At 71.5% G+C, this 15,419-nt stretch carries 13 protein-coding genes and 1 pseudogene; 6 read left to right on the plus strand and 8 right to left on the minus strand.

Annotated features, from left to right (window positions below; all coding sequences use genetic code 11):
• Nucleotides 1-654: 654 nt before the first annotated feature.
• A complete protein-coding gene (locus ABTY20_RS18545) occupies nt 655-1,266 on the minus strand; it encodes a DNA-3-methyladenine glycosylase (RefSeq protein ID WP_351998074.1) in 612 nt (203 codons plus the stop codon).
• A gap of 302 nt (nt 1,267-1,568) precedes the next feature.
• Between ABTY20_RS18545 and ABTY20_RS18550 the strand changes: the two genes are divergently transcribed.
• From ABTY20_RS18550 to ABTY20_RS18560, 3 genes are all read left to right on the plus strand, one after another.
• Nucleotides 1,569-2,351, plus strand: coding sequence for a sporulation protein (locus ABTY20_RS18550; RefSeq protein ID WP_351998075.1), 783 nt, complete (start codon nt 1,569-1,571; stop codon nt 2,349-2,351).
• 42 nt (nt 2,352-2,393) lie between these two features.
• Nucleotides 2,394-2,933, plus strand: a complete 540-nt coding sequence (locus ABTY20_RS18555; protein WP_351998076.1) for a YbhB/YbcL family Raf kinase inhibitor-like protein — start codon at nt 2,394-2,396, stop codon at nt 2,931-2,933.
• Nucleotides 2,934-3,142: 209 nt separating this feature from the next.
• Complete coding sequence (locus ABTY20_RS18560) at nt 3,143-3,649, plus strand: HNH endonuclease (protein WP_031019974.1); 507 nt, start codon at nt 3,143-3,145, stop codon at nt 3,647-3,649.
• A 78-nt stretch (nt 3,650-3,727) separates the two neighbouring features.
• On the opposite strand, the gene ABTY20_RS18565 is transcribed toward ABTY20_RS18560, so the two are convergent.
• The 3 genes from ABTY20_RS18565 to ABTY20_RS18575 form a co-directional block, all read right to left on the minus strand.
• Entirely contained in the window at nt 3,728-4,675 is a 948-nt protein-coding gene (locus ABTY20_RS18565) for an SPFH domain-containing protein (RefSeq protein ID WP_030834003.1), read from the minus strand.
• Nucleotides 4,676-4,823: 148 nt separating this feature from the next.
• Entirely contained in the window at nt 4,824-5,255 is a 432-nt protein-coding gene (locus ABTY20_RS18570) for an NfeD family protein (RefSeq protein ID WP_351998077.1), read from the minus strand.
• Between the two features lie 106 nt (nt 5,256-5,361).
• Nucleotides 5,362-6,159, minus strand: a complete 798-nt coding sequence (locus tag ABTY20_RS18575) for an ABC transporter ATP-binding protein (RefSeq protein WP_351998078.1) — start codon at nt 6,157-6,159, stop codon at nt 5,362-5,364.
• 162 nt (nt 6,160-6,321) lie between these two features.
• Here ABTY20_RS18575 and ABTY20_RS18580 point away from each other — a divergent pair, with 162 nt between their 5' ends.
• The gene (locus tag ABTY20_RS18580; RefSeq protein ID WP_351998079.1) at nt 6,322-7,110 is read left to right on the plus strand and encodes an Rv1486c family protein; all 789 of its coding nucleotides are present in this window, start codon (nt 6,322-6,324) and stop codon (nt 7,108-7,110) included.
• 234 nt (nt 7,111-7,344) lie between these two features.
• Here ABTY20_RS18580 and ABTY20_RS18585 read toward each other — a convergent pair whose 3' ends face one another.
• From ABTY20_RS18585 to ABTY20_RS18595, 3 genes are all read right to left on the minus strand, one after another.
• Nucleotides 7,345-7,590, minus strand: a complete 246-nt coding sequence (locus ABTY20_RS18585; protein WP_351998080.1) for a chaplin — start codon at nt 7,588-7,590, stop codon at nt 7,345-7,347.
• A 159-nt stretch (nt 7,591-7,749) separates the two neighbouring features.
• Entirely contained in the window at nt 7,750-8,391 is a 642-nt protein-coding gene (locus ABTY20_RS18590; protein ID WP_351998081.1) for a response regulator, read from the minus strand.
• Complete coding sequence (locus tag ABTY20_RS18595) at nt 8,384-9,529, minus strand: GAF domain-containing sensor histidine kinase (protein WP_351998082.1); 1,146 nt, start codon at nt 9,527-9,529, stop codon at nt 8,384-8,386. Before ABTY20_RS18595 ends, ABTY20_RS18590 begins: the two co-directional genes overlap by 8 nt.
• Nucleotides 9,530-10,032: 503 nt before the next feature.
• Here ABTY20_RS18595 and ABTY20_RS18600 point away from each other — a divergent pair.
• Nucleotides 10,033-10,770, plus strand: coding sequence for a transglycosylase SLT domain-containing protein (locus tag ABTY20_RS18600; RefSeq protein WP_351998083.1), 738 nt, complete (start codon nt 10,033-10,035; stop codon nt 10,768-10,770).
• Between the two features lie 90 nt (nt 10,771-10,860).
• On the opposite strand, the gene ABTY20_RS18605 is transcribed toward ABTY20_RS18600, so the two are convergent.
• Nucleotides 10,861-13,374: an ABC transporter ATP-binding protein/permease gene (locus ABTY20_RS18605; protein WP_351998084.1), complete on the minus strand. Its 2,514-nt coding sequence runs from the start codon at nt 13,372-13,374 to the stop codon at nt 10,861-10,863.
• 242 nt (nt 13,375-13,616) lie between these two features.
• Between ABTY20_RS18605 and ABTY20_RS18610 the strand changes: the two are divergent.
• A pseudogene (locus ABTY20_RS18610) lies at nt 13,617-15,400 on the plus strand (streptophobe family protein).
• Nucleotides 15,401-15,419 lie beyond the last annotated feature (19 nt).

The raw sequence follows: 15,419 nt of genomic DNA on the forward strand, positions 1-15,419 counted from the left end.
TCCGTGAATGTGTACCGGTGATCCGGTGCCACACCACGAGAGCGGAACCACCGGAGGAATGATCCGGCGGTTCACAGCGTCCTCGCTGTGTGTTTCTTCAAAGGAACCTCAACCCGATCGAACCGACCGGGTCGGGGTATCAACATATCTGGCGTTGACTTTTGGCACGCTGTTGAGTTCTCAAGGAACGGACGCTTCCTTCGTACTCACCCTCGCGGGCTTTCCTCCGGGCGCTTCCCTTCGGTCTTGCGTTTCCGACTCTATCAGATCTTTTCCGACCCGATTTCCTCGGTGCTTTCCAGGTTCCCGCTTCCGCGTTTCCCTTTCCGGCGGTTCCGACTCTATCAGATCCTTTCGGACCTGATTCCCCGTCGGCGGGGTTTGTCGTCGGCCTTTCGGCTTCCGCCTGTCGGCCTTTCGACATTCACTACGCTAGCCGATTCCCCATCCGATTCATAATCGGGCTCTGCGGTTTGAAATTCAGGCATGCGAACATGACGATTTCAACCCCGTCGAGGGGTGGTTCTAGGTAGTGGGTTGGCCGCTTCCGGCTGCAGGCGATCGCCGTACCCGGTTCAAGCGGCTCGTGCCACTTTACGCACCTTCCGGAGTCGAGTCAACTTCGGCTGCGGCGCGCCGCGGGTGCGCAGCGGTTCAGGCTCCGGCGGACGGCTTGGCTCTCGGGCTCAGCCGGTACGCCGAGACCGTTGGGTCACCGGCGAGGTAGAAACGGTGCTGCCAGTCGTGGGCCCTGCTCACGCCCACCCGGGGGCCGATCCGGATGAGCCCGTCGGGCACCGGCTCCCCCTCGGACAGCCTGACCTGGGCGCCTGCCAGCAGGTCCGCGCCGTTGTGCTCTGCCGTGATGCCGAGCGCCTGGCAGAAGTTCCCCGGCCCCCGCGCGAGGCGTGGGCTCTCGACCTTCGCCCCCCGCCGCTCACGCGCCAGGTCTTCCCCTTCGATGACCCTGCCTGCCCGGACGAGGACGGCTGAAGCGACGCCGTCCGTCCCGGTGACGATGTTGGCGCACCAGTGGAGACCGTGGGACCGGTAGACGTACATGTGTCCCGCCGGCCCGAACATCACGGCGTTGCGGGGTGTCCTGCCCCGGTAGGCGTGGGAGGCGGGGTCGGCCGTACCGGAGTACGCCTCGGTCTCCGTGATGCTGATGCTCACGGTCCCCTCGGGCGTCTCGTGGGTGAGGACGGCACCGAGCAGCCTGGGGGCGACTTCTTCAGCGGGGTGAGCGAGATCCGTGACGTTCATGCTGTCCGACCCGACGTGCTGCGGGTGAAGCGGACGTATGCGCGGCCGGGCGCACCGGGAGCGAGGTCAGGAGCGGCATCGCGGACGAGGCGGTCGGAGAGGCCCCCGGGCAGGGGCGTACGGTCGGGGGTCGCGATCATGCCGTCCGAGGGTACTGGAGACGGCCTGTGCCGCGGGGTGGTCACCGGGCGCCGCACTCGTCAGGGTGAGGGGGCCGACGGAACCGGCCACGGCCGGATCGCGTTGTTAGGGATCAGCGGGTCCTTGCACGGAAGCGATGGCAGGGCGACAGAGGGAGAGACATGGCGTTCAAGAAGCTGCTGGCGAGTCTGGGTGCCGGCGGGGCCTCGGTGGAGACGGTGCTGCACGAGGTCAACGTCGTTCCGGGCGGTGTCGTCCAGGGCGAGGTGCGGATCCAGGGCGGGTCCGTGAACCAGCAGATCGAGGGTCTGTCGGCCGGACTGCAGGCCAAGGTCGAGGTGGAGAGCGGCGACCAGGAGTACAAGCAGGACATCGAGTTCACGAAGTCGCAGCTGGGGGGTGCCTTCGAGCTGCAGGCCGGTGCGGTGCACGCGGTGCAGTTCGGGCTGGAGATCCCGTGGGAGACGCCGATCACGATGATCGACGGGCAGGCGCTGCGCGGGATGAACATCGGGGTGAGCACCGAGCTGGCGATCGCGCGGGCCGTGGACTCCAGCGACCTGGACCCGGTCAACGTGCATCCGCTGCCGGCGCAGAAGGCCATCCTGGACGCGTTCATCCAGCTGGGCTTCCGCTTCAAGAACGCGGACATGGAGCGCGGCCACATCCGGGGCACCCGGCAGAAGCTGCCGTTCTACCAGGAGATCGAGTTCTTCCCGCCGCAGCAGTACCGGGGGCTGCACCAGGTCGAGCTGAGCTTCGTGGCCGACGAGCAGGCCATGGACGTGGTGCTGGAGATGGACAAGAAGCCGGGTCTGTTCAGCGAGGGCAGCGACACCTTCCGCTCCTTCAAGGTGGGACTGAACGACTACCAGGGGACCGATTGGACGGCGTACCTCAACCAGTGGCTGTCGGAGGTCGGCAGCAGGCGCAACTGGTTCTAGGCTCGGTCTGCGACTGAACGCAACCGATCAGGAGGTACCGAGGTGACCGAGCTCAAGCGGCGGCCGCTCCCCCACGACTTCCATCCGCCCGTGCCGTCGTTCGCGGTGTCGAGCGAGGACGTGCAGGAGGGGACGACGCTCAAGGAGGCTCAGGTCCACGCGGCCGGCAACACCTCACCGCACCTGCGGTGGGAGGGGTTCCCGGCGGAGACCAAGAGCTTCGCCGTGACCTGCTACGACCCCGACGCCCCGACGGGCAGCGGGTTCTGGCACTGGGTGGTGTTCGACATCCCGGCGTCGGTGACCGAGCTGCCGGCCGGTGCGGGGAGCGGCGCGTTCGAGGGCCTGCCCGAGGGCGCCGTCCACGCGCGCAACGACTACGGCGACAGGGACTTCGGCGGTGCCGCGCCGCCGCCCGGGGACGGGCCGCACCGGTACGTGTTCACGGTGTACGCCGTGGATCAGGAGAAGCTCGGTCCGGACGCGGACGCGTCCCCCGCGGTGGTGGGCTTCAACCTGCGGTTCCACACGCTGGCGCGCGCCCAGCTGATCGGTGAGTACGAGGTGCCCGCGGAGTCCTGAAGCGGTCCGCGCGGTCCCGGGCGTTCGTGGAACGTTTGCCCGCCCCTGGTCTTGGAATTGATCAGGGGCGGGCATTTTTGTCGCCGGGGACCGCGGGGGTCGCCTCCCGCGGGAGCAGTGGATATTGCGTTGTCCATCCCGGCGTGCCCGGCCAGAGTTGATCCCAGCTCGCCGAGGGGTGGGCCGGTGCACACGGGAGGTGGGCTGGTATGCGGGACACGCTGGTACTGAACGCGAGCTTCGAGCCGTTGTCGACGGTGACGCTGAACCGAGCCGTCGTTCTGGTGCTCCAGGACAAGGCCGTCGTCGAGCAGGCCCACCCCGAGCTGCGGATGCGTGGAGCCGCGGTCGACATACCGGCGCCCCGGGTGATCAGGCTCTGCCAGTACGTGAGGGTGCCGTTCCGAAGACGAGCCCCGTGGTCCAGGCGGGGCGTCCTGGTGCGGGACCGGCACCGGTGCGCGTACTGCGGGCGGCGGGCGACGACCGTGGACCACGTGGTACCGCGGTCGCACGGTGGGCAGGACACGTGGCTGAACACGGTGGCCTCGTGTGCGGAGGACAACCACCGGAAGGCGAACCGGACGCCCGAGCAGGCGGGGATGCCGCTGTTGCGGCGGCCGTTCGAGCCCACGCCGGCCGATGCGATGCTGTTGGCGCTGGGCGCCGAGGACTTCGAGGCGTTGCCCGAGTGGTTGACGCTGGACGCGGCCTAGGGCTTCGCCGCAGGGTCGGGGTGTTCCCCGGGCGCGGGGTGCGCGTGGTGGTCCGCGCAGGTCCCGCGCCCCTGGGTTTCAGTCGATGGACGGCTTCTCGCGGCGCTCCTGGGCGGGGACGTTGGGGGCCGGGGCGCCGTTGCCGCCGCCCATCGCGCCGAAGTTGCCCATCGCTCCGGAGAGCCCCTTGAGGGCGTCGCCGATCTCGCTGGGGACGATCCAGAGCTTGTTGGCGTCGCCCTCGGCGATCTTGGGGAGCATCTGGAGGTACTGGTAGGAGAGGAGCTTCTGGTCGGGGTCGCCGGCGTGGATGGCCTCGAAGACCGTACGGACGGCCTGGGCCTCGCCCTCGGCGCGCAGGGCCGCCGCCTTGGCCTCGCCCTCGGCGCGCAGGATCTGGGACTGCTTCTCGCCCTCGGCGCGCAGGATCTCGGACTGGCGGACGCCCTCGGCCTGGAGGATCGCGGCGCGCTTGTCGCGGTCGGCGCGCATCTGCTTCTCCATCGAGTCCTGGATGGAGGTGGGCGGTTCGATGGCCTTGAGCTCGACGCGGTTGACGCGGATGCCCCACTTGCCGGTGGCCTCGTCGAGGACGCCGCGCAGGGCCGCGTTGATCTCCTCGCGGGAGGTGAGGGTCCGCTCCAGGTCCATGCCGCCGATGATGTTGCGCAGGGTGGTGACGGTGAGCTGCTCGATGGCCTGGATGTAGCTGGCGACCTCGTAGGTGGCGGCCCGGGCGTCGGTCACCTGGTAGTAGATGACGGTGTCGATGTTGACGACCAGGTTGTCCTGGGTGATCACCGGCTGCGGCGGGAACGGGACGACCTGTTCGCGCAGGTCGATGCGGTTGCGGATGGTGTCGATGAACGGGACGACGATGTTGAGGCCCGCGTTGAGCGTCCGCGTGTAGCGGCCGAAGCGCTCGACGATGGCGGCGCTGGCCTGTGGGATGACTTGGATCGTCTTGATCAGGGCGATGAAGACCAACACCACCAGGATGATCAGGACGATGATGATCGGTTGCATCGTCGGTTCCCCGAACCCTTCTTCGCCTCGGCGCCTACGGCAGCTCTTGTGCCTGTGGAAGATCTCGCTGTTGAAGATCTTGCTGGTCGAGTCTGACAGACCGTCGGTGCAACTGGGGGGTTGTTCGCCCCAGTTGTGTCGTGGGAGGTCACATGATGACGGCTGTGGCCCCCTCGATGTCCACGACGTCCACTTCCTGGCCCACGTCATAGGCGCGGCCGGCGTCGAGGGCGCGTGCCGACCAGACCTCGCCGGCCAGCTTGATCCGGCCGCCGGAGCCGTCGACGCGCTCCAGGACGACGGCCTGTCTCCCTTTCAGGGCGTCCACTCCGGTGGCGAGTCGGGGCCGCCCCGTGCGGTGCCTGTTCGCGATGGGCCGCACCACGGCGATGAGGGCGGTCGAGACGACGGCGAAGACCACGACCTGGGCGACGGCGCCGCCGCCGAAGATCCCGGAGACCACTGCCGCGGCGACGGCGCCCACCGCGAGCATGCCGAGTTCGGGCATCGCGGTGATCACGAGCCCGATGCCGAGTACCGCCGCGCCGATCAGCCACCACAGCCATGCGTCGATGTCCACGTGGTCATGGTAGGACCGCGCACCCGGTCGCCGACAGGGCGCCGATCAGTTTGAACACGCCGCGCGGCTCCGGGTCTTGGGCATCGGGTCCGGTGTCCGGGAGGGCTCAGGACATCGGGAGGCCCTGGGCGGTGAAGCGGTCGCCGACCTGTTCCACGACGAGCGGCAGGCCGAAGCAGAGGGACAGGTTGCGGGAGGTGAGCTCGAGCTCCAGCGGGCCGGCGGCGAGGACCTTGCCCTGACGGATCATCAGGACGTGGGTGAAGCCCGGGGCGATCTCCTCGACGTGGTGCGTGACCATGATCATGGAGGGGGCGATCGGGTCGCGCGCGAGCCGGCCGAGGCGACGCACGAGGTCCTCGCGGCCGCCGAGGTCGAGTCCGGCGGCGGGCTCGTCGAGGAGCAGCAGCTCGGGGTCGGTCATCAGGGCGCGGGCGATGAGGGTGCGCTTGCGCTCGCCCTCGGAGAGCGTGCCGAACCTGCGGTCGAGGTACTCGGACATGCCGAGGCGGTCGAGGAAGGCGCGGGCGCGCTGTTCGTCGACGTCCTCGTACTCCTCCTGCCAGCCGGCGGTCATGCCGTAGGCGGCGGTGAGCACGGTCTGCAGGACGGTCTGGCGCCTGGGGAGCTTGTCGGCCATGGCGATGCCGGCCATGCCGATGCGCGGGCGCAGCTCGAAGACGTCGGTGCCGGGCCTGCCCAGGGTCTCGCCGAGGATGCTCACGGTGCCCGTGCTGGGATAGAGGTAGCTGGAGGCGATGTTGAGGAGGGTGGTCTTGCCGGCGCCGTTGGGACCGAGGATGACCCAGCGCTCGCCCTCCTTGACCGACCAGGAGACCTGGTCCACCAGAGCCCGGCCCTCCCGGACCACGGATACGTCCTGAAGCTCCAGAACATCGCTCATGAGCGCGTTGTCTCCCCTTGCAGTGTGGCCGGTCTCGGCTGTCGCGTACGCCTGTGGGTCGGTCCGCCGCACCCGTGGGCGCAGCCCTCCATGAAATCTACGCCACCGTCCGACCCGGACATTCCTCCGGTCCGGTTCCCGGGCTCTGTCTAGGGTGTACACATGCTCTCGGAACCTCGCTCTGGACGCCTCGCCGCTTGGGGGAACGCCCTTCTCACCGGACTCGTCCCGCCGGACGACGCCGTGCTCGCGATCGTCGGGGAGGACGCGGTGCACCGGGTGGGGGGACTGCCCGGTGAGCCGGCGCCCGTGGGGCTCACGCTGGCGCTGGGGCGGTTGCGGGCGCTGGGGGCGACCGGACTGCGGGTGGCGCTGCCCGCGCCGGGGCATCCGCTGGGGCTGAGCGGGCCGCCGGAGTTCAACGCGCGGGCGCTGGAGGCGGAGGAGGCGGTGGTGTGTTCCGGGGCCGCCCTGGGGCTGGTGCCGGAGGTGCGCGAGGCCGGGCCCGACGGTGATGTGCACGTCGAGGTCGTCTGGCACTGCCTGCCGGTGCGGGAGGCGCCGCCGGCGGATGTGCCCTCGCTCGGGGAGGCGGAGCGGGAGCTGGCGGAGGCGTTGCGGGAGGCGACCGAGGTGCTGACGCGGCTGGATGTGGCCGGGTCGGGGCCGGTGGCGGAGGCGGCGATCGACGCGTACCGGGCGCGGGCCCTGGCCTCTCGGGGGCGGGAGGTGCTGGCGCCGGGGTACCCGCCGCGGGCCGTGCGGGTGCTGGAGCTGGCTCAGCGGGTGGGGGCGTTGGTGGCACTGGCGGAGGGCGGGGGGCACGGGGGTGCGGTGAGCGCGTCGGAGATCGCTGCGCGGGCCGCGGCGCTGCGGCCCGTGGAGCGTACGGCCCGGCGGGCGCAGGTGGCGGCGTACAACTCCGTCGTGGAGGAGCGGGGGGTGGGGTGAGGTCCGTTCGCTCGGTGCCGGGGCTGGTGCGGGCCGGGGTCGTTCGCGCAGCCCGGTGCTTGCCGGGGGCCGTCGCGCCCACCCGTGCCGCCCCCGGCGGCACGGCTGCCGGCGGCACGGCTGCCGGCGGGAACGGAGGCACGGGGTGTGGTGAGCGCGTCGGGGACGGTGGTGGGCGTGGGTGAGCCCCGGCGCTCGGTGGGGGCGGGCGGCCGGGGCTGTGCCGGGTGCGCGTCAGTGGTTGACGGCGGTGTTGCCGAAGGCCGGGTTCAGGAGGCCGATGACGTTGACGCTGTTGCCGGACACGTTGACCGGGACGTGGACCGGGACCTGGACGAGGTTGCCGGAGGCGACGCCCGGGGAGCCCACGGCCTTGCCGTCGGCGTGGCTGCCGTCGGTGGCGGAGGCCATTCCGGTGCCGGCCGCGAGCAGACCGCCGGCCACCATCGTCACGGCCATGGCCTTCTTCAGGTTCTTCACTTTCCGATGCCCTCCTTGCGATGGCCGCGGCAGGTGCCGCGGCGTGCACTGGAGAACGGCCGGGGCCGACCCGGGATACGGCCATCCGGGGGACATTCCCACTACGGTATGAATCTCGGACCGGAGGGGAACCTTCCGCCGGACGCGTGGCGTCCGGGGTCAGCCGCTCAGTCCGTGGCGTACGGCCCACAGGGCGGCCTGGGTGCGGTCCGCGAGGTCGAGTTTCATCAGGATGTTCGAGACGTGGGTCTTCACGGTCTTCTCGGAGAGCACCAGGGCGCGGGCGATCTCCCGGTTGGCGCGGCCGTCGGCTATCAGCCCGAGCACTTCGCGCTCCCGTTCGGTGAGGGATCCGGCGCGCCCCGGGCCCGATCCGGTCTCCTCCTGGGACAGCAGCGCGCCGGCCACCTCCGCCTGGAGCAGGACGTGCCCGGCGTGCACGGAGCGGATCGCTCCGGCGAGCGCGTCGGGATCGACGTCCTTGTACACGTAACCGGCGGCCCCCGCGCGCAGGGCGGGGACGACCGTGCGCTGCTCGGTGAAGCTGGTGACGATCAGCACGCGCGCGGGGTGGTCCAGTTCGCGGAGCCGGCGCAGCGCCTCCACGCCGTCCATGCCGGGCATCTTGACGTCCATGAGGATGACGTCGGGCCGCAGCTCCTCCGCCAGGTCGACCCCTCCGGCGCCGTCCGCGGCCTCGCCGACGACCTCGATGTCGTCCTGCACCTCGAGGAAGGTGCGCAGGCCCCGGCGCACCACCTGGTGATCGTCGACCAGCAGCACCCTGATTGCGTCAGCCACCGGGGACCTCCATCTCGATCGTGGTGCCCTTGCCGGGCGCCGATTCCACGGTCAGCGTGCCGCCGACCCCGCTCGCCCGGTCCCGCATGGAGACCAGGCCCAGATGGCGGCCCGCGCGGCGAACGGTCCGCGGGTCGAAGCCGCGGCCGTCGTCGGTGACCCGCAGGACCGCTCCGCCGCCCCTGCGCTCCAGGGTGACGTCGACGCGGTCGCCGCCGGAGTGCCGCAGCGCGTTGTGCAGCGCCTCCTGGGCGACGCGCAGCACCGCCTCCTCCTGGGCGGCCGGGAGGGCGCGTACGCCGTGCCCGGTGAAGGTCACGCGCGCGGTGTGGGCGCGGTCGAGGACCTGGACCTGTGTGCGGAGCGTGGCGACGAGGCCGTCCTCGTCGAGGGCCGCGGGGCGCAGCTCGACGACCGCCGCGCGCAGTTCGTCGGCGGCCTCGGCGGCCAGGGCGGCCACCTGCTGGAGCTCGCCCTTGGCGCGGGAGGGGTCGCGGTCGACGAGGCGGGCGGCGGCCTGGGCGGTGAGCCGCAGGGAGAAGAGTTTCTGGCTGACGGCGTCGTGGAGCTCGTGGGCGAGGCGGGAGCGTTCCTCGGCGATGGTCAGTTCGCGGCTGCGTTCGTAGAGCCGGGCGTTGGTGAGGGCGATCGCGGCGTGCTGGGCGAGGATGGCGAGCAGTTCCTCGTCGTCGGCGGTGAAGCCGCAGGTGCCCTCGGGCTTGGGACAGTTCTTGTTGGCGAGGAACAGGGCGCCGATGACCTCGTCGCCGTCCCGGATGGGCAGGCCCAGGAAGTCGACGAGATCGGGGTGGGCGCTGGGCCAGCCCTCGAACCGGGGGTCGCGGCGCACGTCGGCGAGGCGCTGCGGGGCGGCCTCGTCGAGCATCGCGGCGAGGACGCCGTGCCGGCGCGGGAGGGGGCCGATGGCCTTCCACTGGTCGTCGCCGACGCCGTCGACCACGAACTGGGCGAAGCCGCCGTGGTCGTCGGGTACGCCGAGCGCGGCGTACTGGGCGTCGAGGAGTTCGCGGGCGGAGGCGACGATCGTCTTGAGGACGTCGCGCACCTCGAGGTGCCTGCTCATGGCCAGCAACGCGGAGCTCACCGCGGCGAGGCCGGACCGGGGGCCGTGGCTCATGTCCTCACCGTACCGGCGGGTCGCGACGGCGGGATCGGACGTGTGTCGCCCCTCGGGCGGGCCGCAGGACCTAGGCCGGAGGTCCCGCCGCCCCGGGCGGGGCGGCGGGACCGCGGGACCGGGCGGCGGGCCGGGGGTGTGCGGCTGGCGTCGGCGGGGTGGCGGAGCCCCCTCACGCCACGCATTGCTCCAGCAACAAACGGTGAGGTGGCGGGGTGGGCGATGTGAGGCCGGGCATAGGGCGCACATCACGTACGAAGGGGAGTAGGAGAGACATATCGCCCATATGAGCGGGTCATACGACCCCATCTGCCCCGTTTCCTCCCTCCCTGATCCACTACCCGACTTCGTACGTCACATCTTTGCCAGTCCTTTTTGCGGCCGCTAAGAATGGCTGCGTCGCTCAGCGCCGTGGATCCCGATCCGCGGCGTTTGTGCCGGAAGCACCGAGTCCGCACCGGACGTTGAGCGACCTCCGCGCTATTCGAAGAGGTCCACTCCGCATGCCGAAGCACATCCTCACCCGTGGTCACAGTCGTGCCCTGACCCGTCACCACAGGATCGCCGCCGCCGGTGTCGCGGCCCTCGGTGCCGCCGCCATCGGTTTCTCGGCCATCCCGAGCAACGCCTCCACGACCACCACGAGCGAGGCCGTCGCTCCGACCGCGAACGTCGCCTACAGCACCGAGCGGATCACGGACGTCCACGCCGACGTCACCGACCAGCTCGCCGGCGCCAGCCTCAAGGTCGAGCGGATCGCGGCGAAGAAGCAGGCCGCGGCCGAGGCCGTCGCCGAGAAGAAGGCCGCCGCTGCGGCCGAGGCCGAGGCCGAGGCCGAGAGGGCCCGCCAGGCCGAGGAGAGCGCCGGCCGCGCCGCCGAGCGCGCCGAGGTGAAGAGGGCCGCCCCGCAGAAGAGCTACAGCGACACCCTGGACGGCTGGATCCGCGAGTCCCTGGACATCATGAAGAAGCACGGCATCCCGGGCTCCTACGAGGGCATCCACCGCAACGTCATGCGCGAGTCCTCGGGCAACCCGAAGGCGATCAACCTCTGGGACATCAACGCCCGGAACGGCATCCCCTCCAAGGGGCTGCTGCAGGTGATCCCGCCGACGTTCGATGCCTACCACGTCCCGGGCACCCCGAAGGACATCTACGACCCGGTCGCCAACATCACCGCCGCCTGCAACTACGCGGCCGACAAGTACGGCACCATGGACAACGTCGACAGCGCGTACTGAGGTCGGCGCGGACCTCTTCTCGCGGACACGGACGCCGAAGGGCGGCACCCTCCTGACGGGGTGCCGCCCTTCGGGGCCGTACGGCACGGGTTACTTGCGCATGACCTCGGGCTCGTGCCGGCGCAGGAAGCGGGCCACGAAGAAGCCGCAGATCACGCCGAGCACGATCAGCGCGGACATGTCCATCGCCCAGGCCCCGGCCGTGTGCTCCCACAGCGGGTCGGTGTCGCCGGCCGTCTCCGGCGGGCTGATCCTGTTGAAGTCCAGCGTGGCGCCCGAGGCGGCGACCGCCCAGCGCGACGGCATCAGGAACGAGAACTGGCTGACGCCGATGGAGCCGTGCAGGGTGAACAGACAGCCGGTGAAGACGACCTGGATGATCGCGAACATCACCAGCAGCGGCATGGTCTTCTCCGCGGTCTTCACCAGCGAGGAGATGATCAGGCCGAACATCATCGAGGTGAAGCCGAGCGCCATGATCGGCACGGAGAGCTCCAGCAGCGTGAAGCCGCCGAGGACCAGGCCCTCCTCCGGGATCTCCCGGCTGGAGAAGCCGATCACGCCGACCAGCAGTCCCTGCAGCACGGTGATCATGCCGAGCACGAACACCTTGGACATCAGGTACGCCGAGCGGGACAGGCCGGTGGCGCGCTCCCGCTCGTAGATGACCCGTTCCTTGATCAGCTCGCGCACGGAGTTCGCCGCGCCCGCGAAACAGGCGCCCACCGCGAGTATCAGCAGGACCGTGGTCGCCGTGCCGTTCGGGATGATCCGGCCGGTCTGCGGGTTGGGCGGGTTGGGCAGCAGGCCCTTGTCCGCGTCGATGAGCAGGCTGACCGCGCCGAGGACGGCCGGCAGGATCACCATCAGGGCGAGGAAGCCCTTGTCGGAGACGATCACCGAGACGTAGCGGCGCACCAGGGTCACGAACTGTGACATCCAGCCCTGTGGCTTCGGCGGCTTCATCGCCTGCATCGCCGGGACCGGTACGGACTGCGGCGCGACCGCGTCGATGTCCGCGGCGTACATCTGGTAGTGCTGCGAGCCCTTCCAGCGGCCCGCCCAGTCGTAGTCGCGGTAGTTCTCGAAGGCGGAGAAGACGTCGGCCCAGGTGTCGTAGCCGAAGAAGTTCAGCGCCTCCTCGGGCGGGCCGAAGTAGGCGACGGAGCCGCCGGGCGCCATCACCAGCAGCTTGTCGCAGATCGCCAGCTCGGCCACCGAGTGGGTGACGACGAGGACGGTGCGGCCGTCGTCGGCGAGGCCGCGCAGCAGCTGCATGACGTCGCGGTCCATGCCCGGGTCGAGGCCGGAGGTCGGCTCGTCCAGGAAGATCAGGGACGGTTTGGTGAGCAGCTCCAGGGCGACGGAGACGCGCTTGCGCTGGCCGCCGGACAGGGAGGTGACCTTCTTGTCCTTGTGGATGTCCAGCTTGAGCTCGCGCAGCACCTCGTCGATGCGGGACTGGCGCTCGGCGGCCGTGGTGTCGGCGGGGAAACGGAGCTTGGCCGCGTACTTGAGGGCCTTCTTGACGGTCAGCTCCTTGTGCAGGATGTCGTCCTGCGGGACCAGACCGATGCGCTGGCGCAGCTCGGCGAACTGCTTGTAGAGGTTCCGGTTGTCGTAGAGGACCTCGCCCTGGTCGGCGGGGCGGTAACCGGTGAGGGCCTTGAGCAGCGTGGACTTGCCGGAGCCGGACGGGCCGATGACCGCGATCAGCGACTTCTCGGGGACGCCGAAGGAGACGTCCTTGAGGATCTGCTTGCCGCCGTCGACGGTGACCGTCAGGTGGCGGGCGGAGAAGGACACCTCACCGGTGTCGACGAACTCCTCGAGCCGGTCGCCGACGATCCGGAACGTCGAGTGGCCGACGCCCACGACGTCGGTGGGGCCGAGCAGTTGGGCGCCGCCCTTGGGAATCGGCTGGCCGTTGACGTACGTGCCGTTGTGCGAGCCGAGGTCGCGGATCTCCATGCGGCCGTCGGGCGTCGAGTGGAACTCGGCGTGGTTGCGGGAGACCTGGAGGTCGGAGACGACCAGGTCGTTCTCCAGCGCACGGCCGATGCGCATCACGCGGCCGAGGGAGAACTGGTGGAACGTGGTGGGGCTGCGGTCCCCGTGGACGGACGGCGCCCCCGCCCCGCCGCCCTGCTGCTGCGGGATGTGCGGCGCGGGCTGCTGCGGCACCGGCTGCTGCCAGCCGGGCTGCTGGGCGGGAGGCTGCTGGGCCGGAGGCTGGTGCGGTGCCTGCTGCGCCCAGCCGGCGCTCGCGCCCTGGGCGGCGTACGGCTGCTGCGGCGTGGCGGCCGGGGTCGCGGCGCCGGACAGGGTCACGCGCGGGCCGTCGGTCGCGTTGCCCAGGTTCAGCACCGTGCCGGAGCCGAGCTCCAGGTGGTGGACCCGCCGCCCCTGCGCGAACGTGCCGTTGGTGCTGCCGTGGTCCTCGACGACCCAACCGCGTCCGTTGAAGCTGATCGTGGCGTGACGCCAGGAGACCCTGGCGTCGTCCAGCACGACGTCGCCCTGCGGATCGCGTCCGAGGGTGTAGGACCTGGACGGATCGAGCGTCCAGGTCCGTCCGTTTGATTCCAGTACGAGTTCCGGCACTCCATGCCCCACTGAGTTGTCCCCCGAATTTCCCCCATCGCAGGGAGTCTAGGGATGTCGAACATCGGGGGGAACTATTTCAGGCCCGGCCCTCTGACCGAAAGTCGGGCCTTGTCACGAGCGCGCACCAAGGTGTTCACCGGCTTTCGACGGCGGGGTTGAAAACCTCCCGGAGAGTGGTAAACCACGCGAGGGGGACATGAGCGGCCGTCACGCCGCGTCGCGGATCGGGGGGGTCTGCCATGGGTGCTGCCACGGGTGTCCGCACCGCGGGGCGGGGCGCGCGCGTGCCCTGGGCCGACGCGGTGGTGTGCGCGATCACCGCGGTGAGCTGGGCACTGATCGGAATGGCGGCGACGGCCGCGCTCGGGCTGCACCTGCTGGGCGCGGACGCGGCCGCCGCGCCGGGGCCGATGACCGCTGCGGTGGTGGCGCTGGGGGCGGGTGGTTCGGTCACGCCGTCCGGCGACGTGTCCGCCTACGGGCTGTCGGGCGCGGAGGCCGGCACGGCCGTCCAGATCACGCCACTGGGGGTGGGTCTGGTGGGTGCGCTGCTGCTGTCGTCCTTCTTCCTGCGGTCCCTGCGGGCGGCGGGGGCCGTGGTCCCCGCCGCCGAACTCCTCGCGCGGGCGGGCGCGGTGGTCGCGCTGTTCGTCGCGATGGCGGGCGGACTGGTCCGGGCGGGGCGCGACGTCGTCCCCCTCGACGGCGGCCCGCCGGGGGCGGGCGGTCCGCCGGGGCTGGGCGACGTCGGGGGGCTGCTGCCGGACCGGATCGGGGACCTCGTCGACGCCGGGGCGACGGTGGGGTTCACCGTCGACACGGTGCCGACGCTGCTCGGTGGTCTCGGCTGGGTGACCGGTGTCCTGCTCGTCGCGCTGCCGGCGTCCCGCTGCGCTCCCCTGCCGCGCGGCTGGGAAGCCGTGCGCCGTGTCGTACGGCCGGCGGGTGTCCGCCGTCGTCACGGTGCTGCTGCTGGTGGCGGTGGCGGCGGGACTCGCGGCGGCCGGGTACGCGGCGGCCGGCGACGGCCGTCCCCGGCGGATCGTGGGGGCGGCACTGCTGGGGACGCCGAACGGGGTGTGGACCGGAGTGCCGGTCGGCCTGTTCGTGCCGTGGGACGGACGGGCGAGCGGGGCGCTGCTCGGGGTGCTGCCGCACCCCGTGGACGATCTGCTGCGGGCCGGCCCGGAGCAGCCCGTCACGCTGGGGCGGCTGGCGGAGTTCGACGAACGGGTGTGGCTGCCGGCGGTGGCCGCCGCGCTGCTGATGCTGCTGGCGGGTGTGCTGACGGGCGTGCGCACGCCGGCCGGGGGCGCGGCGGGTCGCGGAGCGGCCTCCTTCACGGGGCGGTGCGCGCTGTGCCTGGGTGCCGCCACGGCGCTGGCCCTGCCGTCGCTGGCCCGGCTGACGGAGGTGTCCGCGAACGCCTCGCTGTCCGTGCTGGGCCTCGACGCGTTCGGCGCCGGCATCGAGCTGCGCGGCCGGGCCGGCGCGGCGCTCCTGCTGGGCGCGGTGTGGGGTGCGGGCGCGGGGGCCGCGGGGGCGCTCCTGGCATGAGCGAGCGGTACGGCGGGCGCCCGTGCGGCACCGCCGGCACGGAGTGACACGGGGCCGTCCGGGGAGCAGCGGCCCGCACCGGCGGCCGGGGGGCCGGGCGGGGTGCCGGCCGCCGGACCGTACGCACCGGGAATCCCCTGCCGGCCCCCGGACCCGGACACCAATCCGTATCTGCGGGTGGAACGGGAGACCTGGGCGTCCCCGGGGCACCGGGCGCCGGAGCCGGGCGGTGCGGGAGCCGGGCGGTGCGTCGGGCGCCGGCGGCCCGCGCCCGTCCGGGGTCCGCGACGGGCAGGACGACGTCTACGGGGCGTCCACGGTGATCGGGCCGGTGAAGCCACCGCGACGGGGGCCCGGGGCACGGGGCCGGGACCGGTCGTCGTGGCCGGACGAGCCGCCGCCCCCGCCCCCGTCTTCGCCGCCTCCCCCGCCTCCCCCGCCGCCCCGGGGGCCGGGCGGTGCGTAGGCTCCGGTACATCCCGGTG

Origin of the sequence: Streptomyces sp. NPDC126497 (genome assembly GCF_040302425.1) — a bacterium.
Taxonomy (GTDB): domain Bacteria; phylum Actinomycetota; class Actinomycetes; order Streptomycetales; family Streptomycetaceae; genus Streptomyces.